The sequence below is a fragment of the Acinetobacter rudis genome (assembly GCF_031157835.1).
Classification (GTDB): Bacteria; Pseudomonadota; Gammaproteobacteria; order Pseudomonadales; family Moraxellaceae; genus Acinetobacter; species Acinetobacter rudis_A.
Genome location: NZ_JAVIDR010000011.1, coordinates 53,856 through 80,327 on the forward strand (window position 1 = coordinate 53,856; position 26,472 = coordinate 80,327).

23 protein-coding genes and 1 pseudogene are annotated in these 26,472 nt (G+C 36.4%); 6 read left to right on the plus strand and 18 right to left on the minus strand.

Features of this window, described 5'->3' with window-relative positions; all coding sequences use genetic code 11:
- Position 1: 1 nt before the first annotated feature.
- From RFH42_RS10840 to RFH42_RS10855, 4 genes are all read right to left on the minus strand, one after another.
- Positions 2-553, minus strand: coding sequence for a tetratricopeptide repeat protein (locus RFH42_RS10840; RefSeq protein WP_308975609.1), 552 nt, complete (start codon positions 551-553; stop codon positions 2-4).
- A 601-nt stretch (positions 554-1,154) separates the two neighbouring features.
- A complete protein-coding gene (locus RFH42_RS10845) occupies positions 1,155-1,415 on the minus strand; it encodes a hypothetical protein (protein WP_308975610.1) in 261 nt (86 codons plus the stop codon).
- A 656-nt stretch (positions 1,416-2,071) separates the two neighbouring features.
- Positions 2,072-3,538 carry an NAD(P)H-hydrate dehydratase gene (locus RFH42_RS10850; RefSeq protein ID WP_308975611.1) on the minus strand — a complete coding sequence of 489 codons (1,467 nt, stop codon included), beginning with the start codon at positions 3,536-3,538 and terminating at the stop codon, positions 2,072-2,074.
- Between the two features lie 93 nt (positions 3,539-3,631).
- Entirely contained in the window at positions 3,632-4,408 is a 777-nt protein-coding gene (locus RFH42_RS10855) for an aminoglycoside 3'-phosphotransferase (RefSeq protein ID WP_308975612.1), read from the minus strand.
- A 278-nt stretch (positions 4,409-4,686) separates the two neighbouring features.
- Between RFH42_RS10855 and RFH42_RS10860 the strand changes: the two genes are divergently transcribed.
- The gene (locus RFH42_RS10860; protein WP_308975613.1) at positions 4,687-5,295 is read left to right on the plus strand and encodes a LysE family translocator; all 609 of its coding nucleotides are present in this window, start codon (positions 4,687-4,689) and stop codon (positions 5,293-5,295) included.
- Here the strand turns inward: RFH42_RS10860 and RFH42_RS10865 are convergent.
- Positions 5,245-6,169, minus strand: a pseudogene (locus RFH42_RS10865) (LysR substrate-binding domain-containing protein). The gene RFH42_RS10860 and the pseudogene RFH42_RS10865 sit on opposite strands and share 51 nt — an antisense overlap.
- Before the next feature lie 123 nt (positions 6,170-6,292).
- Complete coding sequence (locus RFH42_RS10870) at positions 6,293-7,642, minus strand: tyrosine-type recombinase/integrase (protein ID WP_308975614.1); 1,350 nt, start codon at positions 7,640-7,642, stop codon at positions 6,293-6,295.
- Positions 7,643-8,123: 481 nt separating this feature from the next.
- Between RFH42_RS10870 and RFH42_RS10875 the strand changes: the two genes are divergently transcribed.
- The 4 genes from RFH42_RS10875 to RFH42_RS10890 all read left to right on the plus strand — a co-directional run bounded on the left by RFH42_RS10875 (position 8,124) and on the right by RFH42_RS10890 (position 10,987).
- Positions 8,124-8,354, plus strand: a complete 231-nt coding sequence (locus RFH42_RS10875; RefSeq protein WP_308975615.1) for a hypothetical protein — start codon at positions 8,124-8,126, stop codon at positions 8,352-8,354.
- Between the two features lie 173 nt (positions 8,355-8,527).
- Positions 8,528-8,965: a hypothetical protein gene (locus RFH42_RS10880; RefSeq protein ID WP_308975616.1), complete on the plus strand. Its 438-nt coding sequence runs from the start codon at positions 8,528-8,530 to the stop codon at positions 8,963-8,965.
- A 305-nt stretch (positions 8,966-9,270) separates the two neighbouring features.
- Positions 9,271-9,900 (plus strand): hypothetical protein, encoded by a 630-nt coding sequence (locus RFH42_RS10885; protein WP_308975617.1) that lies wholly within the window; start codon positions 9,271-9,273, stop codon positions 9,898-9,900.
- A 1-nt stretch (position 9,901) separates the two neighbouring features.
- Positions 9,902-10,987: a helix-turn-helix domain-containing protein gene (locus RFH42_RS10890; protein ID WP_308975618.1), complete on the plus strand. Its 1,086-nt coding sequence runs from the start codon at positions 9,902-9,904 to the stop codon at positions 10,985-10,987.
- A 158-nt stretch (positions 10,988-11,145) separates the two neighbouring features.
- Here the strand turns inward: RFH42_RS10890 and RFH42_RS10895 are convergent, their stop codons facing one another.
- From RFH42_RS10895 to RFH42_RS10905, 3 genes are read right to left on the minus strand one after another with little or no spacing between them, the layout of a single operon-like run.
- A complete protein-coding gene (locus tag RFH42_RS10895; protein ID WP_308975619.1) occupies positions 11,146-11,511 on the minus strand; it encodes a hypothetical protein in 366 nt (121 codons plus the stop codon).
- On the minus strand, positions 11,508-12,095 hold the full coding sequence (locus RFH42_RS10900; RefSeq protein ID WP_308975620.1) for an N-acetylmuramidase family protein: 588 nt from the start codon (positions 12,093-12,095) through the stop codon (positions 11,508-11,510). The genes RFH42_RS10895 and RFH42_RS10900 overlap by 4 nt, the downstream gene beginning before the upstream one ends.
- Before the next feature lie 58 nt (positions 12,096-12,153).
- Entirely contained in the window at positions 12,154-12,525 is a 372-nt protein-coding gene (locus RFH42_RS10905; RefSeq protein WP_308975621.1) for a hypothetical protein, read from the minus strand.
- A 351-nt stretch (positions 12,526-12,876) separates the two neighbouring features.
- Between RFH42_RS10905 and RFH42_RS10910 the strand changes: the two genes are divergently transcribed.
- Positions 12,877-13,581, plus strand: a complete 705-nt coding sequence (locus RFH42_RS10910) for a CatB-related O-acetyltransferase (protein WP_308975622.1) — start codon at positions 12,877-12,879, stop codon at positions 13,579-13,581.
- 1 nt (position 13,582) lies between these two features.
- Here RFH42_RS10910 and RFH42_RS10915 read toward each other — a convergent pair whose 3' ends face one another.
- The 9 genes from RFH42_RS10915 to RFH42_RS10955 all read right to left on the minus strand — a co-directional run bounded on the left by RFH42_RS10915 (position 13,583) and on the right by RFH42_RS10955 (position 26,446).
- The gene (locus RFH42_RS10915) at positions 13,583-14,620 is read right to left on the minus strand and encodes a M14 family metallopeptidase (RefSeq protein ID WP_308975623.1); all 1,038 of its coding nucleotides are present in this window, start codon (positions 14,618-14,620) and stop codon (positions 13,583-13,585) included.
- Between the two features lie 80 nt (positions 14,621-14,700).
- Positions 14,701-15,474: a D-alanyl-D-alanine carboxypeptidase family protein gene (locus RFH42_RS10920; RefSeq protein WP_308975624.1), complete on the minus strand. Its 774-nt coding sequence runs from the start codon at positions 15,472-15,474 to the stop codon at positions 14,701-14,703.
- 362 nt (positions 15,475-15,836) lie between these two features.
- Positions 15,837-16,214 carry a hypothetical protein gene (locus tag RFH42_RS10925; protein ID WP_016656556.1) on the minus strand — a complete coding sequence of 126 codons (378 nt, stop codon included), beginning with the start codon at positions 16,212-16,214 and terminating at the stop codon, positions 15,837-15,839.
- A gap of 67 nt (positions 16,215-16,281) precedes the next feature.
- Entirely contained in the window at positions 16,282-18,042 is a 1,761-nt protein-coding gene (locus tag RFH42_RS10930; RefSeq protein WP_308975625.1) for a serine hydrolase, read from the minus strand.
- A gap of 57 nt (positions 18,043-18,099) precedes the next feature.
- Positions 18,100-21,003 (minus strand): host specificity factor TipJ family phage tail protein, encoded by a 2,904-nt coding sequence (locus RFH42_RS10935; RefSeq protein ID WP_308975626.1) that lies wholly within the window; start codon positions 21,001-21,003, stop codon positions 18,100-18,102.
- Entirely contained in the window at positions 21,000-21,308 is a 309-nt protein-coding gene (locus RFH42_RS10940; protein ID WP_308975627.1) for a hypothetical protein, read from the minus strand. Before RFH42_RS10940 ends, RFH42_RS10935 begins: the two co-directional genes overlap by 4 nt.
- Positions 21,305-21,790 carry a hypothetical protein gene (locus tag RFH42_RS10945; protein ID WP_308975628.1) on the minus strand — a complete coding sequence of 162 codons (486 nt, stop codon included), beginning with the start codon at positions 21,788-21,790 and terminating at the stop codon, positions 21,305-21,307. Before RFH42_RS10945 ends, RFH42_RS10940 begins: the two co-directional genes overlap by 4 nt.
- Positions 21,787-22,266 carry a hypothetical protein gene (locus RFH42_RS10950; protein WP_308975629.1) on the minus strand — a complete coding sequence of 160 codons (480 nt, stop codon included), beginning with the start codon at positions 22,264-22,266 and terminating at the stop codon, positions 21,787-21,789. The genes RFH42_RS10945 and RFH42_RS10950 overlap by 4 nt, the downstream gene beginning before the upstream one ends.
- Before the next feature lie 49 nt (positions 22,267-22,315).
- On the minus strand, positions 22,316-26,446 hold the full coding sequence (locus RFH42_RS10955) for a tape measure protein (RefSeq protein ID WP_308975630.1): 4,131 nt from the start codon (positions 26,444-26,446) through the stop codon (positions 22,316-22,318).
- Positions 26,447-26,472 lie beyond the last annotated feature (26 nt).

Here is a 26,472-nt window from a genome sequence, read left to right on the forward strand (position 1 = left end):
ACTAAACGGATTTTTCTAAACTTTCTAATAATAACTTAGACTGTTCATGACCATTTTCTGCAGCTTTTTTTAACCACATAAGTGCTTGAGATCTATCCTTGGTTAAACCATTACTACCATTAAAATAGTATTTTGCTAATGTTGCTTGCGCATCTTTATGATTATTATTTGCAGCTTTCAAATACCAAGTATTTGCAGCCTTTTCATCTCTATCAACACCTTGGCCTTTTTCATACATCATTGCACAATAAAACTGCGAATCAGCATCATTTTGTTCAGCCGCTTTAATCATCAATTCAAAAACCTTTGCATAGTCTTGTCTGACGCCCTGTCCATGAGCATACATCAATGCTAAGTTATACTGCGCCGACTTATGACCTTGTGCTACAGCTTTATTATACCAACGCAGTGCTTCACTATTGCTTTGAACAACACCCTTACCTTCATCGTAAATCACGCCAAGATTAAACTGTGCTGAAGCGTTCCCTTGAAGCGCTTGTTTTTGTGTTTCATAAAAACTAAGTTGTTGCGCGTTTGCAATATTAGGAGTCACTCCTAATACTGCTATCAAAATCAATAAATTTCTATTTTTTTTCATCATTTAAAGCATATTTACCATCTTATTGGCTATTCTAACTGAATATCAGCCAATAAAAACCCAATGTATTTAATTAAATACACAAAAAAGTTGAGAAAAAACACACTTTATTTTAGTAAGTATTAAACAAAAAAAGAAAGACCGACATAGCCTCCTAACCTTTTCCAGCTCATTACGCCTGACTTAATAGACGTAAATCTATGTTAGACTGATTTATAAACACAAATACACGACTTTAAATAAGCCAAAATACTATATCAAAATTTTATATGTAATTTATTAGTACTTAATCATTTAAAGTTCACAATGAGTCTATTTAACCAATCATAAAAAATAAATTATTTGACCATTAAATATAAACATTATAAAACAGCTACACAATACTTATTACCCACAAAAAATAAATATGACGAAGCAAATAAGATTACTTACCCTAAAACTTATATAATTTTTTTAAACCTTATACTTATCATAGCGCTTAGTTAGATACACTAAAATATTCTTTTATAAAAAAAGAAATCTATACTTTATAAAAATATATTAATAGCGAACAAAACTAACTTTTAACAATTTCATCAGTCAACTTTCTTTTAGGTTCATCAATTGTAAATTTCTGCCCAGTCGCTATAAGTTCTCTCTTATTAAAACCTGAACGATGTAATTGGCCTTGAGTACAAAACCATTTACATTTTACCTTTGTATCTTTAATAGAGTATACAATCATTTCAGGGCTACCCAACACAAAAACCACAACACTACCCACTTCTAAAGTCATATCCCACTCAACAACGATGTTTGGTAAATTTCTTATTTTCATTATATTCAATATAACTAAAGTGTTAAAATTATAAATGCTATTTTTGATTATATTTTTTGTATATAAAACTTATATTAATGTAATTTATAAAACAATCTAATAGTTAACATATTTCATAATTCAACATACAAAAAAATAACTATTAAATCAGGGTATTTAACTTTGGAATCAATCCAACACATAAAAATAAATAATAATAAATCATACTATTTATTATAATTTATAGTAAAAAATCTAATATTTAATAAAAAAAAACCCACCTATTATGGTGGGATCACGCTAAATTTTCTTATTTTGACTTATTATTATCATAATTGTTTTTGATTATTGACTTCCAAAATTAGGTCTCTTAACTACTGCCTTTTTATGTGAAGTACTTTGTGATCGAATTATAACTATGTGATAAAAGTCACACAAGTTTTAATAGCAATTTATGTGTTTTTTTCGCTTGCGGTAACTTTCTCTATAGTTTTAAAACTCATTACCTATTGATTTTATTACTATTTTATATATATTATTTATCTTTACATAAAACATAATAAAATTACCAAGTTCTCTAATATCAAACAAATAAAACATACATATATTAAATTGACATGTTTAATTCATATTTAAATGCATATTTTTTAATAAATTGAGTATGCAAATTCCCAACTTCACTCTAAATTAACAACGTCATAAATCGTTTCAATCATTTTTTGAGCTCGCATTCCTCTCATTCCATACTGAGCTAGAGCATCACCTGCCAATGCATGTAGAGTAACAATTTGATGTAGCGCTATTTGCTCTCCCATTTGAGCTTTTAAGCCTGCGATCATACCTGCCAAGATATCGCCCATTCCTCCTGTAGCCATGCCTGGATTACCAGCTCTGCAAACCCATAATTGTTCCTGCAAAATTAAACTGCCTGAACCTTTCAATACCCACTGTCCACCATAATTTTGCTGTAGTTTCTTAATTGCAGCTACCCGATCAGATTCAACTGTAGCAACTGATTGTTGTAATAAGGTCGCTGCCTCACCTGGATGTGGTGTAGCATAACTTTTTATTTTTAATTGTGATGGGTACTTAGCAAGAAACCACAAAGCATCAGCATCATAGACAACATCAACAGAAGAGCGATTCAATTCAGCAAACCAGTGTGTAAAATGCTGTTCAGCCCATTGATCTCGACCTAGCCCCATTCCTATACACACTGCATCAATTTGCTGCAACAATTCCTGAATGTCAGAAATGGTCATTCGATCAATATCACGTAGCATTAAATTTGGTGATCGACTAAGAATTGCGACATGATGTTTTGCATGACAAACAACTGTTACCTTCGCCGCACCAGCACACGAAGCAGCTTCGGCAGCCATGATTACAGCCCCGCCCATCTGCTCATGACCACCAACAATAACCACATGGCCATAATCTCCTTTATGTCCATAAGCCTTACGTTTATTTAGTTTAATATGTGTTGGACTAATATAAGCTAATGGAATCAAACCACTATCTATTGGAATTAAATCTAATAGTTTTATTTGTCCAGTATATTCTTGCGCTTGTCCTGTTAGGAGTCCAATCTTTAGTCCTAATACAGTAAAACAATAGTCTGCCTTAATTGCACAAGGTAATGCTCGCCCCGTATTAGCATTTAAACCACTAGGAATATCAATTGTAATTTTTATACCAACTCGGCTATTAATATTATGAATAATATTTTGCCAATATTCATTTAGTGGGCGGTCTAACCCTATACCAAATAAAGCATCAACATAACAGTCGTATTCTAATTTAAAATCAAAACCTGAAATAATGTTAATTTGATCATTTTCAGCACACTGACGAGCTTTTGCTAAGTCTAATGATTGGCCCAGTTCCGCTGCATAAATATCAACTAAAAATCCAGCACGTTTCAAATATACAGCAACTAAATAACCATCACCTGCATTATTACCCTGACCACAACATAGTGCAATTTTAAATTTTTCTTTATTTTGATCCTTGAAGAGTTCTAATAACTCTTTATGTAAAGTCCACGCAACTTGTTGCATCAAGGCAAAAGAACTATTTTGTTGAGAAAACCAGCGTTGCTCCCAAGTTTTAATATCTTGGCGAGAATAAGCAAATTGCATCATAATAATTCCAATATATCTGCTAATAACATGTTTCTTTCAAAAAATATAAACCAATTTCTTCCTTATGCTCTTATAAAAATTGACATATTTCGACTAATTTAATTCATCAAGCTTTAAAAAGTATAAACGCTTTTGCGGATCATCATATACAAGTTGCTGAAGAAAACTGTTTGCACTAATAATTGAGTGATCTTCACGCAAACAACGCTCAACAAATGCTATATCAACAAACTCATCAGCTAAACCTGCTCTGCCTAAATCTAAAAAATAAAATTGATCAAACTGATCTATAAAAATATTACTATCAGTAATATCTCCATGACTAAAAATAAGTTTTTCCTTGACTCGATCTCGATCTAATTCTTGCCACAATTCCAAATAGCTTTGATGGTTTCCCCATAACTCTGATTCAACTTCATCCTCCATTTGGTTTAATAACCCTCTGTCTATAAAAAGCTTAGACTCCAATAGACGTGAGCTAATGTCTGAATAGAATGGACAACTAAGTGTAGAAACAGATTTCAGTTGATTTAAAATCTCTTGATATAAATCAATCCATAGTCGAGACTCTAAGATTAAATTTGATATAGGTTGTGCCTTTACGGCTTTCGTTATCATGAATTCAGAATTCATATCTGACTCATATAACACCAACTCAGGTACCTTAATTTTATCTGATACCCAAGATATCATCTTCGCCTCACGTAAAACACTATATGTTGTTTGAGCATACTGTATGTCTGAGCTTTTCAAAAAAAATGCCTCACCATTACGCTCAAAAGAATACACATTCGATGGAGATTGGCCAACTTTATTGACAGTTAAAACACTATTCCCAATAAACTCTTTAATCTTATGCGGTAATTTCACAGTAATTCCAATTTTTTCAATATCAACAATAGTTTCTTAAATATAATCATACCTATATTAATGTATCCATGAATGCCATTTTATCCATATAAATCAAAATCTTTTTAGTACCAGGTATGCAGTGCTGCATTATCACAGCATAGTATTTACTTAAGCACTACATTAAAATGTTCAATATCGAAAATCTCTAAAACAGTTTTTGATAAAAACAGACTAATTCTATCTATCTTATGACTGTAACCTTTAACCACCTAGATAGTTTTACGTTGATATTAGAGATGTCATTAGCAATAATTTTAAGCATGTTCGTATTCTCATTGAGTATGTCGATTTCTCCTGGTCCAGTAAATATAACCATCCTCTCAATGGGCTTGAATCGTGGTTTTATTCAAACCCTTCCTTTTGTGTCAGGAGCAACTATTGGATTTGTATTACTTTTAATATGTATAGGGTTTGGCTTCTCTAAAGTAATAAATTTCTATCCTATTATCTTTAAATTATTAAGTTTTCTAGGTTCTGCTTTTATTATTTATATAGGCTATAAGATACTTTTATCAAAAGCAGAAATTGAAATTAATCATAATAGTACTGCCCCTAACTTCATAGATGGTTTCTTATTACAATGGTCGAATCCTAAAGCATGGATTGCATGTGCTTCAGGTATTGCTTTATTTTCCAAACCAGATACGACCATCCCTCTCATAGTATTTATCTGTATATATTTTCTAGTTTGTTATTTATCTTTAGCATTGTGGGGACTATTAGGGGAAAAATTATCTGTTATATTGAAAAATCATAAGCGTATTTTATTGTTTAACAGATTGATGGGGTTTTCTTTAGTATTCATTTCTATATATATGATATTTAGCGTTCTTACCGCTAAATGAACTATAAATTTTATTAATTAATGCATAGGCAATACTATTGATGGGTAAATTTGATGGCCAAATAGCATATACATGTAAAGGCTGTAACTCCCAATCAGGTAAAACTCTTACAATATCACCTCTAATAATGTCATTTTTAATTAAATAATTAGGTGGTGCAGCCAAGCCAACATCAAGTTTAGCTAACTGATAAGAAGCTTCTACATTATTTACACAAATGTTTGGGTGATAGGAAATTTTTATTTCCTCTCCATTGATATGGTTTTTCAATATCCTTGAATGTGGACGCATACTCAAACCGATCCAACTCATTACTTCCAAATCATGTGGTGTTTTCGGCTCTTTATTAGTACTAAGAAAGCTTTTTGTTGCAACAATACTTCTAGGTAAATCAAATAAATACTTAAATTTTAGTGAACTATCCAAAGGTTCCCCTATTCTAAAGGCGACATCAATATTTTCAAAAACAATGTCATTTTTTTTCATCATCACAAGTAATATTTAATATTAAATCAGGGAAATCTTTTATAAAATCAGTAATATATTTCATAAACTCCCCATGAATAAAAATAGCAGGGATTGATATATTTAATTTTTTACTTCCAATTATTGCACTATTTTTAAAGCCATTAATCCCTTGTTCATAAGTTTCTAATATCGATTTAGCTGTTTCTAAAAGTTTTTCCCCATCATGGGTTAATGTTATTTTTCTAGTATTTCTATAGAACAGTGCACATCCTAAATTTTTTTCTAATTTTGTAAGATATTGACTTGCCGTTGCACTAGATAGACCTATCGCTCTAGCCCCTTTACTAATAGAGCCTATTTCAGCAATTTTAGCAAAAACGATTAAGTATCTAATATCTTCAATCATGCCATACCATAATATTAGAGAATATCTAAAATCAATATAATACACCTTATATAAGGTACTTCAAATTATTTATTTTAAATCAATTGGTTAATTAATATCTGACAGCTTTGCTCTTTTCATCACTCAAGCTCGCTTATTCTCTAATTCTAAGGCAATAGCACTTTCAATATAATCTTGATGTTGAGCTACTTTTTTAAATGAGCGTTGATAGAGCGTTTTTATCGCATTCTCATCAAAAACCACACTTTCAATATCACTCATTGCAGCCTTTAAATTATCAAATGAAACTTGCATAGAGCTATCAGTGATAACTGTAGATGAAGCTTCAGCAGTATGATTAATCAATCTTTTCAACGTAAATGAGTCAATATTAATACTATTAGCTAAACTCATAAACGTTCGTCTTAAATCATGGAATGTAAATTCTATTCCAGATATTTCTGCCACTTTTAATCTTGCTTTACTCCGATTCATCACATGACCTTCACCTTGTTTTGCTTGAAATACATAAGGCTTTAAATCTGATCTAGCGAACCTAGCCCTTAGAATATGAAGCAATACTGGTCCAACTGGCAAGATTAGAGGGTCACCATTTTTAGAATCTATAGCTGTTATTGTTCCATGCTTAAGATCAACATTTTTCCATTCTAAACACTCTGCCTCCTCACGGCGAAATCCTGTAAGTAGTAGAAAGAGCATAAAATCCTGATTGGTAAATGCATTATGATTATAATATTGCTGTCCTATCCACTCAGTTGACAACACCGTATTAACCCAATTTTTAAGCTGATCTTTTCGAATATATCCTGCTCTACGTCCTACCTCATTCCACGACTTTGTAGCATTTAGAATGTTAACAGGATTAGATATATTCATAATATTTTTATCCCCCCAATTTAGATAATACTCAGTTGAAAAGTTAAATAAGGCACGCAAAAAGCGCATAGCGAGATTTGCTCTCGCCTTAGATCTATTCGTTAATAAAACATGTTTATCTCGAACCATCCTATGAGTGATATCGATTAGCCTTATATCTTTCCAATCAGCAAAATAGTCATCCATACATTGATTGTAATCACGCAATGTTTTTTCACTTAATTGTCGCTCAGTCTTGTAAGCGCTATATACGTCATTTAACGTTGGTTGGGCTTCTATAGAGGCTGTTTGCTTTGCAAATTTAAACTGTTTTTCTTTCTTTAAATGATTAGGATTAATACCTGTTGCCATCTGTGCCAGTAATATTTGAGCTTTTTCTCTGGCTTGAGCTAAAGTAATATCTCCATGTTTCCCGATTGCCACTCGAACAGAAGATGTACCTGCTCCTAATCTTCTTTCAACTATATATACCTTTGAAGACGTAACACGTAATGCAAAGCCTACAAGCTCTGAATCCCTATAAAATACCTGCTTATTAGGTGACATGGGTAAAGAATCGACAAATGTCTTGGTGAGCTTTGTTTTTTGACTAGACATAATATAGAATGCGATACGTTATCAAAGCTATACAATAGCATGCAATAATCTATGGCGCCTACAAAACGCCTACAAATATAATTATTGCAAATGATTTTCTTATTGTGTAGAATTGGGAACCATTAAAAGGCATTGATTTTAAATGCATTTAATTTATAGGGCCTATAGCTCAGTTGGTTAGAGCAGCGGACTCATAATTCTAAGATTTATTATAAAATACAACAATTTCTCGCAATACATCACAATATCCCACACACTATCTATCAATATATCAATCACTTATATACATTATTGCAATATCACGCAATACATGGATAGCTGTTGCAATATTTCTATAGTCTACTCTTGGTCTACTCAAAGTAGACTGTAGTAGACCGCTAATAAGAAGCTTTTGGATGTCTATTTAGTTGACAAATCCCATTTTTAGCAATAAATCTTGGTTGACAGATTTGTGATTTAGCCATAACTCAAGGAATTTACCATGAGATTCCCTTACCTAAAAAAGAATGGTCTTTATCTTTCATCCTATCAAGAATTTGAGTACGGTGAAGGTTGGTATGATACCGATGCGGATCAGATCGCAGCTCAAGGTTATAGCTGGACTCAGGATTATGAAAAGGCAAAACGTTTTGTTGATAAAGCTGATTTGGAAAGATTTATGCGAGGAAAGAAGGGAGAGTTTTGGGACGGTGCTGAGATGGTAATGGAGTAAGATTATTTTAGTGGGTTGATAATGTTAAAGGTTAAATTAATATCGACCTTGATATACTGTATGAACACTATTCCATCAATTAGAATAGATCCGCATAAAAAATTATTTAATTTACAAGAACTTATATTTTTTGGTATCATAAAAGTTATTTGTTCACTTTTTGAGACAAGGATATGAAAAATATATTTATATTAATACCTATTGTTACATCTATGATAATTTTGAGTGGTTGCTCACAAAAGCATTTAAATACTGTATCTGATATAACTTATATACTGACAGGCGTTCCTGGACCAAAGCATAAAAACCAAGGTTCAGTAGGATCAAATACTCAAACTAAGGCTATGATAGAAAAAGAGCGAGAAGCTAATGAGTTTAAAAATAGAAGGCAGGCTTGGGTGGGTAAATCGATAGATGATTTAATTATGCAAAGAGGTAGCCCTTGGGGGGTTCATAAAAGGACTGATGGCGGCTCTCAATATACTTTTAAGAAAACACAAAATAGTTCTAATGATCCATATCTGAATAACCCACGTTTATGTGTAGATAATTTTATTACTGATAAAAAAGGAATTATTAAAGATTGGTCATCATCTAATTGCCTTTACTAAATTATCATTGAAAGCCTTACTCTGTTGAATAAGGCTTTTATTATTTGACTATATTTTAAAATCGTAATGAAACTACTCAGGCCACCCGTCCATCAGTCGCTCGACATCAACTGCGTGTCCATCAGCCGCTTCTGCCACGAACTGCTTGGAATTAGGAAAATCAGATTAAGTGAAAATATATACACATAGATTAAAATTGATCTTTTTTTAGCCGCATTGGTTATAGTTTTAGTTATAGAATGCTTGTTTTTTTTCTGTTTACGATTAAAATAATGAAATTATCGATAATTTTAGGTCTAACATTTATGCATATAAGCAAAACAAAAGCTGAGAAACTAATATCACCTTATGCGGCTCGCCTACTAAAAGTATTCGATCTTGCTTGGAATGATTGGTTGGCTAGAATCAAAGAAAATCCATCCTGTTCAAAACGAGGTAGATCTAATTTTATCTGGGATCAAATAATTCATCATGCTAAAAATGAATTTGGACTAGAGTCTGATAGAGAGTTTTCCATAAAACCATACAATAATAATCAAACCTATAACTTTATGATTAAGCAAGAGCTTGTATTCCGTATTAAAAAAGGAAAGGCTTCTCGGCAGTCGAGCAACATTCCAACAGGTATGGCCTTGGGTTTTCATGACCCCAATGAATCTCTACCTGAAATCGGGCTCCTTCCACGAATAGAAATTCAATACGAACTAGATAAGCTTGAATCTTCAATAATTGATGTCGTTGCTGTTGCTAGAGATAAACGCACAATCTCTTGGACGCTTAGTCTCAAATATAGGGAAAATCCTGAGTTAACAATAACTCCAACAATTCCTGTCAACCCAACCCAACCCAATACCTCAACAACTTCTACTGTTAAGAAACGGGTTAAGCTCAAATCAGTCAAACCTGATAAAGAGCACAAAACTGTAGGTGAGTAACATGCCCTTTAATGCTGATTTGCTAATCTTAGCAAGACAATCAAGAGGTTTTAGTCAATCAGAGTTAGCGAAAGAATGTGAAATATCTCAGGCTATGATTTCAAAACTTGAGGGTCGTCTTGTAGCAGACCCTTCTCTGGATTTATTGAAGAAACTATCTATTTTTCTTAAATATCCAGTAGATTTTTTTTATGAGATGGATCGTATATATGGATTACCACCAAGTGTCCATGCCGGTCCGCTCTATAGAAGAAAAGCAAGTGTAACCAAGAAATCTAGGGATAAACTAGAAGCCATTTTAAATATTCGCATTCTTCATTTAAAAAGGCTTCTGAGATCAATTGATTTGGAGTCTGATCTTCCTCTGTTAGACCTCGATCCAGACGAATACACTCCTGAAGAAATTGCAGAAAAAGTCAGACAAGCTTGGCTAATTCCCAAAGGCCCAATACATAACCTTATGGATTATATTGAGCGTGCAGGGTGTATGGTTTTTTTATGTGACTTTGATGATTTATCAGTGGACGGGGTAACTATGAGACCGCCTGATCTACCACCTTGTATATTCTTAAATAAAAGTTTACCTGGTTGCCGTCAAAGGTTTACTCTGGCACACGAGCTCGGTCATATTATTATGCATAGAATTCCAACAGGTGACGATATGGAGGATGAGGCTAATAAATTTGCAAGTTGTTTATTAATGCCTACAGACGATATTAAGCCATATTTACAAGGTAAATTAACCCTAACCAGATTGGCACAACTCAAACCAATGTGGCTCTCCTCAATGAGTTCTATGCTTTACAGGGCAGGAGATATCGGAGCCATTAGTCAACACCAGCAAAAATACCTTTGGATTGAAATGAACAAGTTAGGGTATAAGACAAAGGAGCCATCGCAATTAGATATTCTAGCCGAAACACCCAAAAACATTACTGAGATTATAAATATTCATACCCAAGATTTGGAATATATGCCTAAAGATATGCAATTTTTACTAAAATCTTGTAATGACGATTTATACTACATGTATGGTATTGGGACTAATCCAAATAAACCAAAATTAAAACTTGTAGATGCTTTGTAGTAAAATGCAAATAAAGCCCTCACCTGAGGGCTTTCACCAAAGCACCATGCTTAACCTGACACTCATTGTATTTAATCACTGTATCAAGCGACCACAGAATTAATACGCTACCCTGCCCTGATTCCAACAACTGCAGATCAGGGCAAGGCACAAGTAGATTAGCTGGTATTTGTGGCGATAAGACTGTTGAGCTGACGCAAGCCGTCAGCATCAATACAGACGTTGTGATACATAGGCCGATCAATAATTTTTTGCACTTCTTTAATAACAACTTCATTTTTCACTCGCTGTTCTGATTTGAGTTTTTCATAGTCAGCACTGGCTTGGTTTGCCTTATCTTGTGCTTTGACTAATTCTTTTTGCTGATCATCCTTAAGCTTTTGAATCTTTTGCTGACATTGAATTTCAGCCTTTTTAAGATTGTCAGCTAAATGATTGGTATAGGCCATTTGCCCGAAGCAGATAAAAGAAAGGACCACAATTGCGATCCAGTATTTATATTTCCAGATGAGGTGTAGGTTCACTTCCCACCCCACTTTTTATAAGCATTGGCTAATTTAATGTCGTAGCTGTTTTTGGCATATGCAGGGCCGTTATAACCACGTGCAAAGGCGTTCCAATCTTTGTTTTGCAACGCTTTGACTAAATTATTCACTTTGATATAGCGACACATGGCATCAAGTTGTGATGCTTCATCTCGGTACATTGTATTGATGAAATTCTGTAAATTAGGATATCCCAATGACTTCCAGTGATAGCCCATCACCTGACCTAATCCCCATGAGGCAGATTCAAGTGCAGAGTCTCGATGATATTGAGTTGCTGCATTTAAACGCCCATGTTGAGCAGAATATAAACCATATCCACCTGCATTCTTATTGCATAGATCTGGTCGCTCACGCATGGCCTGTTCGGCAGCTTGTGCTTTTCCATTTGCAATTAAACGCTGACGAAAAACATGACGTTCAAAAAGGATAACTGGCGTTTGGTCGCTATTGAAGCCACTACCCTTACATTCAATCTCAATTACGGCTCGAAGTGCCGCTACTGAGATACCCAATGATGCAGCTTGTTTTTCAATTTGTTCAGTTGTTAATTTCTTAGACACTACTTTTCTCCAGACAAAATAAAACCGCCATAAAAGGCGGCTATAACTTAAATATTATTTACTTAAACATGGCTTTGAATGCGGACTTAATTTCCACAATCAGCTCACCAATAGACTTACCTTTGAGTAATTGAATGGCTTGGTACCAAATACCAATCATCAACATCCCAAAGATGGCAAAAATCAACATGACGAAACCTTGCGCCATATGTGAGTAGTGTGCGAGGTCCATATACTCGATAAATGCTGAGCCGCCATACAAACTAATCGCAACACTAAAAGTGAATTTCATGATTACGCCAAGCGTTATTTTGATGCGGCCTTCAGTGTCGATATCACCAGAGAGTGTTAGTGCAAAGATTGCGCCAATGACAGCCGCTAGGATTTTAAAAATCCATGGCAAGCCTTTGATGCTGATTGGATCATTCATACGTTTTCCTAAATTTTGGTCATAAAAAAAGCCATCACAAATGATGCGATGGCTATGGTAAATGGCTCTAATGTCTCAAGGACTTATTTTATGAAGTCGTGCAATGTTTCCTCCTAAATTTTGGGTGTAAAAAAACCGCTAATACGATATCTGGGGCAATAATTTCAAATAGATAGCTACTCTATTGAGCCATTGCTACTCTATATGAAAAATTTAACCGATATTTAAAGATTTTTATTACGTAGGTAATATAGATTTTTGAACTTTATACAATTAAAACATATAATTAGAACATCTAAATCAATCTGAAATTTAACTATGAATAAGTCATATCTAGAATTGAAATACTTTTTGGCAGATAAAAATATTTTTTTTAAAACTCATGGCGGACACCGGCACAGTAATACTGAACAGATTTATTTTGATGATGGTTGCCAAATTGAACCATACACGGCTTTTCTATATGGTTCCAATATATATAGTATGGGAAGCTTTTCATACTCTTGGAGTTCATTACCAACTGACACTATTGTTGGCAGGTATTGCTCAATCGCCAAGAATGTAAGTGTTATTGGAGTAAGACATCCGTATGAATGGGTTACAACTAGCAGCTCAACTTACGATAAGTACTTTATTATATTTAAAAAATTTATCCAGGATAACAATCAAAACACTCGCCACTTTAAACTTCCTAACCCTAGTCGAAACCACGGACTAATCATAGGTAATGATGTTTGGATTGGAGCAGGTGCCGTCCTAAAGCGTGACCTGATCATTGGAGATGGAGCTGTTATTGCAGCAAACTCAGTAATAACAAAAGATGTTCCGCCCTACGCAATTGTTGGCGGGAACCCTGCAAAGGTAATCAAATACAGATTTGATGAAGAGACTATCAACAAATTAATATCATTAAAATGGTGGGAGTATGCGTTTACTGATATTCAATCTCTTGATGTTTCAAACATTGAAGAGTTTATCCTCAACTTCGAAAGCATCTCTGCTAATAAGAAAAAATTTACTCCCCTAAAAGTATCCTTGCCATATTCTAGCTTTTAGTCTAAATATGTTTTTCGCAGCGATTGCAATCAAGTAAAGTATTAAATATTTCGACCAATATCTGTCTGCTAGTGATTCTGACGCACTCCCAACCAGCACTCAATAGCGGATGATTCACATAAGGACACTCAAAAAGAATGGTTGGCAAATCAAATTCTTCTCCAACATATCTATCAGAATAACCCTCCCTAGGTTGTCCCAACCAACTTAGGGTATTCTGACCTATATTTTTTTTAATATTGACATGATACCAACCCGAGAAATTTTGAAAACTCTTAAATAAAAGCTCTTGAGACCATTTATGAGACGCTGCCCCCCAGGTTAATGCAGGATCACCATGATCATGAATATTAATGATACAAAGGGACTCAGAATGATTCCTCTCCAACCACATGATAAAGACTTTGCTTTCCTTTTCAGACAATGGATGCTTGCCTTTAGATCCTTTAGCTTCACTCCATCCACTTGGAAAGTTTCTATTTAAATCTACGTTATTTGAATTCCGTCTTCGTGTATGTCTAACCCCCCAAGGATTCATGCAGGGTATAATTCTGATTTGAAATGTAGATCTTATTCTAGATAAAAATAAGTCTTCATTATATTTATGCATTAACTCATGAAAAAATAACATTAGCATAATTTGTGAAGTACACTCCTGACCATGCTGACCCGCATAGATCAAGATTTGTGGGAATTTATTTATGCTTTTTGGAGAGGTTCTCATTTTTCCAATATTAAATGGCTTAAATATGTATTCTCTAATCTCATTTAACTGTTCATCCAGCCCCAGCACATTCATCGATATGTATTCTGGATATACTTCTAGTAACTCATCATAAAATTGATATGTAGTTTTTAAAAAATTCTTATCATTAAGTGATGTAATTTCTTCATTTGAATACTGATACCATTTATGCTTATCATCTACATACGCTCGAGAATTATTTTTATGATTAAGTTTTTTTACGAAAAACTCTGATAGATCTTCAGCCCATCGCTGTTTCAGTATTTCAAGATTTTGAAGCGCCGACTTAATCATTATCTTTCAACCTAATCACCATATTAATTAACCACTTGACTGGATTAAAGGTACTAATAGTAAATTTCATTCAATTAACTTTAAAGTAATTCATTACAATATTTTGCAATAATTTGAGAATCAAGCGCCCTTCCATCTGAAGATGATGATCGGGCAGTAACAGCCAATGCTTTACGGCCATCTTTGAGTTGAAAGTACAGGATAATATTGTATAAATCACCTAAACTTCCAGTTTTACCACCTAATGCCCAAAACTCTTGATCCTGAATAGCCATCACTGAAGTTTTAATTTTCTCAACTCTGGGATTTACACCTAGTACCTTCATTTTATATTCAGATTTTGACCAAATATCTTGCATAACTAAATTTTGACAGGCATAAACACCTAGTTTAGCTAAATCAATAGGTGTTGAGAGTTGTTTTCCATGAGCAAGTCCTGATGGATTAAAAAACTTTGAGTTTTTCATACCTATTGACAGTGCTTTTACATTCATTGCTTCTACAAAAGTTTGTCTGTCTCCCCCCATCCTCTCACCAAGCACACGAGCTACGCAATTTGCAGCGGTATTAGATGATGGAAGCATCATATTATGTAGTAAATCAATTAGTGAAACCTGATCCCCATCTTGAAGGTTATAACCACTTCCTGAAACTACATCCTCATCAATTACATTAAAAATTTCATTAATATTTATCTTAGATTCCAAAGCCACAACTGTACTCAACACTTTAGTCAAGGAGGCTGGCATAGTGACTTGTTCACTATTTTTATTAATTAATAAATTTAAATAGTCTGGATTATTTTGTGCATCCAAAGGTACAACAATAACATTTTCTGCTGTCAGATATGACAAGTTTGGCACGACATTTAGACTCTAAATAAGGTGATACAATTAGATCATTTAAAAAAATAATGTCAATATAAGATATTGTTTTACATTAAAGTAACCTTGAGATAGTATCCATAAAGTTAGACTAATAATTTTTCACGCTATCAGGTGTTTTAAGATGTGTGAGCTCAAGTCATGTGTGCATTATGTACAAAAGATCATTCACAACTTCACCCAAATAACATTTCTCCCCTTTGCTTAGATCTGTATTGGTGGGATCTAGGCATCATCAATAACCCCAAACACCTCTGGTTAAGTTCGTATTCGTTTAAAGCTAACCAGTGAAAAATAAAACCGCCATAAAGGCGACATTTAACTTATTTAGACTATTCATCTTTGACTTTCTTTATTTCTCTCACCACCTCAACAATGGTTTTACCCTCTTGCCTATTTATGAAGTTAAAAGTCCAACGTACAATTGCCCATCCCGGTAAACCACAGACGAAAAAAAAGCCCCCAAGGGCAATCATTCCCCAAATGTCCGTTACCCATTCATGTAGGCCCCAACGGACAATAATAAATGAGCCACCTGCAAGACTTGAGACAACGGTACAGATCAGGCCAACTGCCCACTCCTGAGGTGAGCGTGGAAAGCGCATCATGATGACAACTGTTGCTACGGCTGCAATCGCCAAAGTTACAGCAATTGCAGCCCCATAGAATTTTAAAAAGGCAGTCAAGCTACCTGTGGAAACTGGTTCCATGAGTTTTCCTAAATTTTAGACATAAAAAAACCGCTTTCGCGGCACATGAAGATATGGCAATTTAATATCAATTCAACTTTATAATTTCTAATGGCGATGGAAATGCATAATTATTACGAGAATGCATTGTAATATGCTCACAATCTAGTGCTCTAACATCACTACTTGCTGACCCCATAGTGACAACAACCCCTTTATACCCATTTGGCAAATGAACAACTAGTATCATATTAAATAGACTACCTAAAGTTCCAGTTTTACCCCCATATGCCCAGAACTCACCATTTGTAATTGGTATCACTGATGACCTTATCGACTCAGTTCTAGCATTAGGGCCTTCAATTGTCATGTCATATGAGGGCTGACTCCATATTTCTTGCAAAATACTATTTTGGGATGCATGCACACCAAGCAAGCACATATCAATACATGTTGTTTTTTGCTGGCCATGAGCAAGACCTGATGGATTATAAAACTTTGAGCTTTTCATCCCAAGTGATAAAGCTTTTACATTCATTTCATCCACAAATGTTTGGGTATCACCACCCATTTTCATGCCAATCACGCGGGCTACACAATTTGCAGCAATATTTGATGATGGTAACATCATGTCATAAAGCAGATCTCTGACTGAAACACTATCACCAGCTTTTAGGTTGTATCCACTCCCCACCACAATATCATCTTGAATTACATTAAAACGCTCTGAGAGATCAACACCAAAATCAAGCGCGACCAAGACACTTAACAACTTTGTCATTGATCCTGGATACTCCTGAATATCACCTTTATTATTCAACAGAATATCCACATCAAGTGATGCTGGAGCAATTGCCATAACTGCATATTTTTTTGCAGTAATTATATCCAAACTAGGTACTGTATAGAGCATTTTTAGCTTTTGATTTACAGCACTTTGAGCAATCTGGTTTGATTGTTTATCAACATATGCTTTGGATGCTTTCTCATCCCATTCATTCCAATTTACTGACTTCGCTCTAGTAAAAAGACGGTTAGATAAAGTAAGAAAAATTTGCGTTTTCGACGCATTTGCAGCTCGATCAATAAACAGCGTCCCATTTTCTTGTACAGGAAAGTTCATATCGGGTGTTGCATTTGCAGCAAGAACTGAAAAAACACCATTTTCCAGTGCATCATTTGCATTAATTTTACCTAGTGGACGAGTAGTTAGCTTAGGCGAATTCTCATTAAAAATTTTAATATCATTTGCTACTGTTGTAGCTGTTGCCTGCCTGTCCCATTCTCCCCAGCTAGCGCTTTTGGTTCGAACAGCAATTTTACCTGTTAGTGTTTCTACTGTTTGCGATAGTGAGGCGTTGCCCACTCGGCGATTTGTAATAGCTGATGCCTCACCAGGAAAAGGATAGTTGTTTTGAATTGTTGCTGCGATTGCAATTGCTGAGAAATCACCTTCAACGATTACATCATTTAAATTATCTGAGCTAGTCAAGAGAATGGTTTTAAATTTTGGATTAGCATTAGCAAAGTCTTTCGCCTGTTCCAACTCACTCAAACCAGTGTCGTGCCAGCCATTATCTTTCCAAAGCCAAACCTTTTTAGTATCCATCGCTTTGGCTGCACTGGGACTAATATTAGGCATATAGGCAAGTAGCTCTGCTTCAGTAGCAAATGGCATAAATCCACCATTTTCCATGATTTGGCGAATTGCATTGGGCATAGTTGGATATTCTTTACCACGACGAGTTTTCACATACTCGCTATCCCCACCACTGATAGCTTGATCAAGTGCATCACAATCTTTATCTGCATCCTTGAGCTTTTGTGCGGTCACAATTTTATCTGCCATCTGTCTTTCTCCAGGCATTAAAAAAGCCACCCGAAGGTGGCCTGAATTTAAGTTTATTTAGAAAAATGAATGATCTTTCTCGTAGTAACGATCATCGTAATTCACTGCTGTAATGTTGTTAGTTAAACGAGTAGCAGGATTCATCTCAGTAAGCATGAATGCCGTAATCTTTCTATCATCTAACTCACTCACAATCAGATAGGTTGCTCTAGCATAACGATCATGTTCAACCACAAGCTGCATGCGTGGTGGTCTAGAAAGAAGTACTTGGCTTGGTCCAATTTTTTCACAAGGTATTGTATCAACAGTACCATCTCGCATTTGCAGAAAGATCTTATAGGATATATCTTCTGGCATTTCATTATCTTGAGATAATGTGAGCACAAGCCCATTTACGCCCAAAACATCCCCATCCTTCGCTCTTAAACTGCAATTGTCAGCATTTAATAACTTGCTGTTTCTTGTGAGTAAATTTGACTCGTCCAATGCTTCAAACTGGGTTGTAACCTTACGATATTGCAACTTATTCCATTCACGCCAAGCTCGTGTTTTAGCTTGTTCATGATTTCGAATACCTGTGGTTGTGATCGTCATTGGGTTTAATGCACCATTACCCTCAATAGCGGTTTCTGTCTCAACATCATAGTAAATATGATATTTGATACGAGCATCGTCCAACGGATCTGTATATTCAAGCTCAATACCGTCATAGTATTTATCCACTACAGATGTGATTGTTTGCTTCTCTGAACCAGGTACTTTATTACGATGATTAAATAGCAGTGTTGCTATCTCTTGTGGTTTCTCAAATTTCAGCCTTAATTTAGAACCAAAACGATAAGGCTCACAAAATATAGCACTTGCAATCATGCCTGCAATTTCTTCAAATGATAGATTGGTATCATCAATTGTGTAGCAGAACTCAGCAGCTTTTTCAGAACCAAAATAGCTTTTCACTTGCTCTACTTCGTTCTTAATTTGCTCAATATCCACTTCATCAATAGTCCTGCGACCATTCTTCTCGTTTAATGCAAGATAAATGAGAGCTTGGCCAGCATCACGGGTTGCAACTAAATCACCAGTTCCATCTATAGGCAATTTACGAGTCACTAGACAATTAAGTTTTCGCTCCTTAACCGATAATGCTCCATCTGTTGCAGGTGTGATTGTTCGAACTATAGTGATATTTTCATATCTATCCTTATCTGATTTAGCGAATGCAAAAACATCCTTAATCTTCACTTCACCACGATAAGAATCATCTGTATACCAATCTAAGCAAGCTCTAAATCTAAACCTTCCTATAAAGTTAAAGTTTATTTCGAGTGTTCGGCCAAACTGTGATGAATGAAACTCACGGAAAAATAAAACACTCTGCTGAACAGCACCAGTAGGCGTACCTGTTTCATCAATCTGCTGATACTCAACTAAAACTTTTGTTTCAGTTGGATCTCGACGCCCTGACTTTGATTGCCAATACAAACCTTGTGGCCAAGTTAAGTTGATAGACATGCCTTCTGCATTTCGCATATCAAGATTAAACCAACCAATCCATTTATTACTGACACTATCAATTTGCACCTCAACATTCTGTCCTGAAGTACTTTTGTTTGGTAATGTGTAGAGCTTTTCCCATTCGGTGTTAATTGCAACTGGATCTACTAAGGCAATCACATTTGGGCTAATACTAGAAATAGTATATGCACCATTTAATGTAATCCCTTGAATATTCTTATTCAGTAATGCTCCAGCAATAATTAAGTAATCATCATTTAATAAAGCCCAACTTGGATTTACATAGTGTGGGTTGGTTAATGCAATATCATAATGAAAGCCTGTTGGAATTGTTGTCTTTTGAATTGCGGCAACAGTATATTGTCCTGATAAATCCCGTGTTTCTTTTTTCTCTATAACCTCTGTTACTGTTTCAAAAACCTGATTTCCATTTTGATCTAAGATTAAGCTTGCAACCTGCCTACTCACTGTTTCTTGAGTGATAATCTCAACAATAGCACCTGTAAGTTGTAAACCAGTAAACTTATTTACATCGTCAATATCACGAGTAGTCTCAATAACAACATGGTTATTTTGCTTAATGAGCATTTCGCCTGTCAAAATAACATCAGATACTCCATATGAAGCATTTTGAATTGCTATATTGTCACCACTAACAAAGCCCTGTGTAAAATCAATTGCAGTGGAACATTTTATATAGTTGGGTGCTTCAAACCAAATTTCACTTGATGTTAGTTTTGCTTCATTAGGTCGTTTTAATGATTGACCATTGATTGATTCACTTTTATAAACCTCAAAAGGCAATCGTGTAAATTCACCACCGATACGCCAAGCAGTTGGACCAATTAAAGAGGTATTAGGCTCATATATTGAAGCTGACATACCATCGATATTACCCACATCAGTGTCGCCATCTTTGACATCACCAATTTGGTAATACCCCATCCCAATACACATGATGCATTCTTCTATCTCGATATTATTGTCGTACCAAGTGAACACTTGGGCGATTAAGTCTGGATAACAGCGAAGAGTACCTAATATTTCAGGTATCCGTCCACCTACACGCAATCTATTTGAACGCTGTGCCAATTCATTATTTGCAGACTGTGGTGCAGTCACCTGTGGCTTAGGCATAGTCATATAGGTGTAGACAGAAAATGCTGCGACTAACGCCATTACAACTAAATATGCAATTGTTACAGGATCGTAGCCTTCTTCAAGAACAACGTAAAAGTCTCCTTCTAACTTCTGCAATCGCTGAATAGACTTCTCATCATGAGGCGTTACATCACACCCAAGTGCTATTGCATTGTGGTAAATGCGCCCATCCTCAGGAAAACAATCTAACTCAAGTTGTTCTTGGATATATTTCGAGACATCTTCAACTTCGACAAATTCTTCGTTTAAATCCACCGATGTCTTTTTAATGCAAACCCTTTTCATCGATAAAACTCACATTGATCAAAGCCAAAAATCAATTCAAGTGGCACATACTGGGCTGCATCAGTTAAATGCAAAACCTTACCATCATAAAAAAGCCCGATATGATTTTGATATCGGGCATTTGAGAAAAAGACTAAACAAGGTGAAATGGGTTCATCTAGTCGCTCAAGTTTATTTCGTTGATTCTGATGATCAAATATCTTTTGCTTAAGTTTTTCCCCTGTCAGTATCTCCCAAGCTTCGCCTACAAAATCTTGACAGTTGTAATCCTTACGACGTTCACGACATAGCAATTGTTCAATCATAAAGTACCTCGCAACAATGGAAATTGCTCAAATGAATAAACATCACCTGTTTTAACATTGTTCAGCTCAGGTGCCTTCGCCTCGAAAGTGATATTACCCCTACTATCTTTTGACATGCTTGTGATATGTAGGGTTTGAATCACAATCATGGGTGAATCAAGATTGTCATCACGATAAATACGTTGCTTAAATTGAACTGGTTTCTTGTCTAAGATATTGTTATAAGCCTCAATCAATCGATCATCAAAATCATTGATGGTCATTTTAACAACTTGATCTAAGTCATTATTCACATTAGACCGGTCAACTCGCATTGGGAGATATTCGTAAAACACCTTCTTCCCATTTTCATGTACTACATGAAATCCATCGTCATCAAATGACTGCAGGTAAAAATTGAATGTGGGGTGAACAATCTCAATGCAGCTCACCTCAGCTACAGCCCCTGAAGCATTGAGATAAAATGATGTGTAATCGCTCATTTGATATTCCTCAATGCATTAGGCAATGCCTCATTAACCAGATGGTCAAGCGGATTGATGATGTCGTTGATGTCGACACCTTCATTACCAGTCTCAACGATCAATTGATTTTGATCGCGATCCACAATAGGTTTCACTTTGAACTGAGCTGACACACCAAATACTAAGCCTTCCTTGCTATCTAACCCGAATGAATCAGGCACAAAATGACAGGTATAAGCTTTAAACTCAGGACCATCCACAATTAAATTTGCATAAAATGGTTGATTGGGGTTTTCACACCAAACCTCATGAAATGCACACAAATATAGATAACCTGATTCACGAACAGTCCAATTAACATTAACCGTTCGCCAATTATTACGTGCAACACGGCGGTAACGATCTGCACCACCATCTAGCTGCTGTGAAATTACCCCTGATGGATGACGCACAGAATATCCAGACTGTTTGACACATTTTAGTAAAATATTCATAGAATCACCGAATTGCAGATATTAAAAAGCCCCACTAAATGTGAGGCAGTTATGGGCGGTTAGGTTTTAATTCATATCTTTGCCGTATTTCTTTATTGAAATCAGAGTTGTGGCGGTTTAACTGATCCATCAAATAATCTCTAACCTCCTCAATCGTTACATAAGTTTTTCCATCACGCTGTTCGGTACGAGCTGACATACCTGGTGGTGTGTTGATAATGATTTGAGGCTGGATATTAATAGGTTGTGCTTTATCAACCTTCGCCTCCCCAATCGCAGCCAATCGCTTTCTTTCAAGCATCGGATTTGATTGAGGAGAACCTTGACGCATCAGATCAACATTGACAGGCCCACCCCAACGTTTAATATCCTCTTGTGACCAAACAACTTCTCCTTTATGCACAATACCAGCTGGATCGTATTTACCCCCTCGACCCGTATATCCACCACCAGAGAACCCACTATTCAATGTTGCCAATGTTGTAATAGCTGGCATCACCGCAGCCATTACAGTTGCACCACCTGCAAGCTTTTGAGGTAACGTCATTGCACTTGGATCAGCAAAAGCTTGTGCATATGCTGTATATGCCGCAGCCATTGATGATGCAATTGAGAATGTTTTTTGCATCGCAAACATTGCTCTATATGTTCCAGACTGCTCGCCTTTCGAATCTTTAGCAGATTGTGCTAGTTGGCTAAACGTGTTTTGACCATTAGCTAGGATGCTACTAAAAAGGTTTAGCTGATCTTGCTCTTGCACCTGTCTCAGCGCCTTTTCATCCAACAAACCTTTCTGTTTAATCGCAAGAATTGCGGCCTGATAAGCAGCCTCAGCATCAATAAGCATTTGGTTGCGCGTATTGACATCATTTAGATACTGGTCGGTTTTGGGGTCTCTTTCATTAGCCTGATTAATCGCATTCTGCTTATTATCCCAAGCGGTACCCATTTGATCACTATAGGAGTTTTGAGCCTCCCAACGATTAAAGGTAGGCTGTGGCATAGAGGCTCTAGCCAAAGCATCATAATACATGCGTTGGTATTCTGCAGTTTGCTGTTCAAGGGTGGATCTAAACTCCTTCATTTTCTCCTGTTGGAGGCGGCGATAAGCTGAGAGTTCGAGTTGACGCTGTTCCTCTGCCGACTCAAGAGCAATTTTCTTTTCCTCCTCGCCTAGAGCCATGCTTGCTTGAATACGAAGTTTTTTAACAGCAGCATCATTATTAATTTTCGTTTCACCAACCCAACGCCAACCATCTACCTCTAGAACCTGCTCAAGCTCTCTAAGTTGCTTGGTATATTCGTAACGCTCCTTCTCCATTTCCATTTCTTTAGTCAGACCGTGCTTACGCAAGTCAGCCATACGTTTTTCATGGTCAGCAGCATCTTTTTGAGCAATGGTATAGTAGTCAGCTTGTAGAGTTTTCTTCTCACGAGCATCTTTTAACTCAAGGTTTTCTTGCTGCTTGTAAGTAAGTGAGTTGGTGCTTCCAGCACTTGCTCCTCCTTTGATCTTGCTATGTATATCTGGCACTTGATGGAATAGTTCCATAATGATGCCATCTTCAAAGACAACACGGGTGTAGTGGCCAGCACCAGTTATTTCGCCAGTACCCTTACTCCGTTGCGTATGTGTGGTTACACTTTTTACAGCAACATTTGTTGTAATTGGAGTTCCAACAGGCATGCCAATATCCAAGCCCTTATGGTCGCTACTAGCTCCTGCTTTTGGCGGAGTTCTATGACCCATTCCAGAAGACACGCCATATGATGCAAGACCCTTTCCACCAGCTTTAAGTCTGTTTAAGTGCTCGGCAGTTGGTTTGTCTCCAAGTTTTTTACCACCATACTGAACATGCAAGTGAGGGTTTGTACTGGTACCACTATTTCCAGAAATACCAACCAAACGATTACCATCAGCTAGGAGTTTATTGTTTTTCTTAAGCTGTGCTTCTCTCTCTCTTTCAGCTTTGGTTTGGGCTTGTGTCTGCTTGGTGATTTGATCTTGTAGATTTTCTCTTTTTTGCAAACTAAGAAAATCATTGTGGGCAATTTTTAACTGCTCAGGTGTTGATGCCTGACTTGAAGGTATTTTCTTATCAGCCAACCATTTCTCCATGAAGTTACCCCACTTCACGCCATACTCTCCACCACCAGCGGCATTAACGTTGTTAATCCAACGCTGGTTTTTGGTATTTTCCTCCAAACTTGCTGCTTGAATCGCTGCCAAACGTTGCTTTGCTAACTCCTGTTGAGCACCAGCCTCTTTATTAGCTGCTGTTGTAACTAAATCATGGGAATTTGCTAGCGCAGCATTTTTCCCTTGGGCATTGCTTGCCTCATTACCAGCAAGTTTAACCTGTGTACCTAAGTTACCTTGAGCATCTGCATTTTTTTGAACAATTACACGCTGATCATCATAGGCAAAGTTAGCATCTTTCAATTGCTTAAATTGCTGTGGGTCAATGAAATTAAGAGCATTAAGACGTTTTACTGCTTCCTCTTGCGAAATAATACCCTGACGCACTTGATTTGAAATATCCGCAATTTCAACGTTGCCTTTGTGAGCATTCTGAATAGCAATCATATGAGCATTAAAAGTAAAGTTTAGCTCTTTGAGCTTTTTATTTTCAGCCTCAAATGCTTCCGCTAAATCACTCTTAGCCAGTGCTCGATCTCGACCCTCTAACTTTTTAAGTTCTTCAGTAGTTTTATTTGCAACCTCACCTTGCTGCTTGATCTTTGCTGTAGCCTCTTCCGCTCTCGCTGAAAAATACCCATAAGCAGCACTTGCGGCAGTTACACCAATGGTTAAAGCACCAATAGGACCACCAATTAAAGCCAAACCTTTTGATGCTATGTTTCCGAATTTCGCTAAACCACCCCCAAGACTATCAACCTTTGCTTGAGCAATGCTTACTTGATCAAGTGCTTGCTTATATCGTAGGGCTGCTGTTGTTGCTCCATACTTGGCTTGTGTTGCTGCACCTGTTGCTTGGATACTTGCTAGATGTGCCTTAGCATCATTCAGCACAGCTACAGCCAACTGTTGCTCTTGAACTGCTAACACTTGAACTGCAGATCGAGCCGCTAGTGCATCACTGGCATTTTTTCTTAAGGCATTCCCTTTGGTTAGAATGGCTTTGGTTAAATAGGCCACACCTCCAAGCATTGCAACACTGGAAATTGCACTAAGATTTTCAGAGATTAACTGAATTGACTGGGCGATTGCTTGTGCTGCACCACTTGTCTTTCCAGCCTCACCAACGAACTTTGTTATTTCGTTATTAAGTGCTGTCATAGACTGGCCAATCGTCATACTCGTTTTGCCAAATAACTCGTCAACGCTATCTTTTGACTTAGTAAGAGCTTCTACAAGAACATCAGTAGTAATCTTACCTTCAGCTGCTACAGCACGAAGCTGGCCAACGGTGATACCCATACCTTGAGCAATTGCTTTAGATAGTCCTGGTGTTTGTTCCATTACAGAGTTAAGTTCTTCACCACGTAACACACCTGAAGCTAATGCTTGTCCAAATTGGGTTAAGGCTGCCTCAGCAGATGCAGAACTCGCCCCTGAAATAGCCACAGCTTTTGATACGGTTTCAGTAAGTTCCGCTGTCTTCTTCATATCAATGCCAAGTGTTTTGGCATTTTCACTGAAACGTTGGTACACCTGAACGACAGAATCCCATTCTTGGCGTGAACTTTGAGCAATACGGAATGTGTCATTCATTGCTTGGTTGAGTTCAGTTTGGCTTGAGGTCACAAGTTTTAAGCGGTTCTCAAATCCTGCGAATGCATCCATCTTGGACACAGCAGCGCCAACGGTAGCAATCGCCATAATACGTGAAGCCAAAGCCTGTGCAGCTGTACTCGCCATGTTCATTGATGCTACGGAAGCATTAGAACTTTGAGTGACTTTACTTAATCCATCACTGGCCGTTTTCGATTGAGTCCCCACTGATCCAATTTGACCAGCAAGTACTTTAGCTGAAGACGCACCTTTGGCACCTTCTTGAGAAAATGTTGTTAAAGACTTCGATGTACCTTCAACTGACTTAGCTGCAAAGTCCCCAGTCTCTTGAATAGACTTAAGTTCTTTGTGTACTGCTTTTGCATTGCGTACTGCTTCCTGTGATTCAATTGCAATGGACAGACGACTTTCTTGCTTGGACATAACTTTTCCTCAAGCGTAAAAAAAGC

Excerpts from the sequence above, each read along its gene's own strand:
- RFH42_RS10845 (WP_308975610.1), bottom strand. The coding sequence starts at position 1,415 with ATGAAAATAAGAAATTTACCAAACATCGTTGTTGAGTGGGATATGACT.
- RFH42_RS10850 (WP_308975611.1), bottom strand. The coding sequence starts at position 3,538 with ATGATGCAATTTGCTTATTCTCGCCAAGATATTAAAACTTGGGAGCAA.
- RFH42_RS10860 (WP_308975613.1), top strand. The coding sequence starts at position 4,687 with ATGTCATTAGCAATAATTTTAAGCATGTTCGTATTCTCATTGAGTATG.
- RFH42_RS10870 (WP_308975614.1), bottom strand. The coding sequence starts at position 7,642 with ATGTCTAGTCAAAAAACAAAGCTCACCAAGACATTTGTCGATTCTTTA.
- RFH42_RS10875 (WP_308975615.1), top strand. The coding sequence starts at position 8,124 with ATGAGATTCCCTTACCTAAAAAAGAATGGTCTTTATCTTTCATCCTAT.
- RFH42_RS10880 (WP_308975616.1), top strand. The coding sequence starts at position 8,528 with ATGAAAAATATATTTATATTAATACCTATTGTTACATCTATGATAATT.
- RFH42_RS10885 (WP_308975617.1), top strand. The coding sequence starts at position 9,271 with ATGCATATAAGCAAAACAAAAGCTGAGAAACTAATATCACCTTATGCG.
- RFH42_RS10890 (WP_308975618.1), top strand. The coding sequence starts at position 9,902 with ATGCCCTTTAATGCTGATTTGCTAATCTTAGCAAGACAATCAAGAGGT.
- RFH42_RS10905 (WP_308975621.1), bottom strand. The coding sequence starts at position 12,525 with ATGAATGATCCAATCAGCATCAAAGGCTTGCCATGGATTTTTAAAATC.
- RFH42_RS10915 (WP_308975623.1), bottom strand. The coding sequence starts at position 14,620 with ATGATTAAGTCGGCGCTTCAAAATCTTGAAATACTGAAACAGCGATGG.
- RFH42_RS10925 (WP_016656556.1), bottom strand. The coding sequence starts at position 16,214 with ATGGAACCAGTTTCCACAGGTAGCTTGACTGCCTTTTTAAAATTCTAT.
- RFH42_RS10930 (WP_308975625.1), bottom strand. The coding sequence starts at position 18,042 with ATGGCAGATAAAATTGTGACCGCACAAAAGCTCAAGGATGCAGATAAA.
- RFH42_RS10935 (WP_308975626.1), bottom strand. The coding sequence starts at position 21,003 with ATGAAAAGGGTTTGCATTAAAAAGACATCGGTGGATTTAAACGAAGAA.
- RFH42_RS10940 (WP_308975627.1), bottom strand. The coding sequence starts at position 21,308 with ATGATTGAACAATTGCTATGTCGTGAACGTCGTAAGGATTACAACTGT.
- RFH42_RS10945 (WP_308975628.1), bottom strand. The coding sequence starts at position 21,790 with ATGAGCGATTACACATCATTTTATCTCAATGCTTCAGGGGCTGTAGCT.
- RFH42_RS10950 (WP_308975629.1), bottom strand. The coding sequence starts at position 22,266 with ATGAATATTTTACTAAAATGTGTCAAACAGTCTGGATATTCTGTGCGT.
- RFH42_RS10955 (WP_308975630.1), bottom strand. The coding sequence starts at position 26,446 with ATGTCCAAGCAAGAAAGTCGTCTGTCCATTGCAATTGAATCACAGGAA.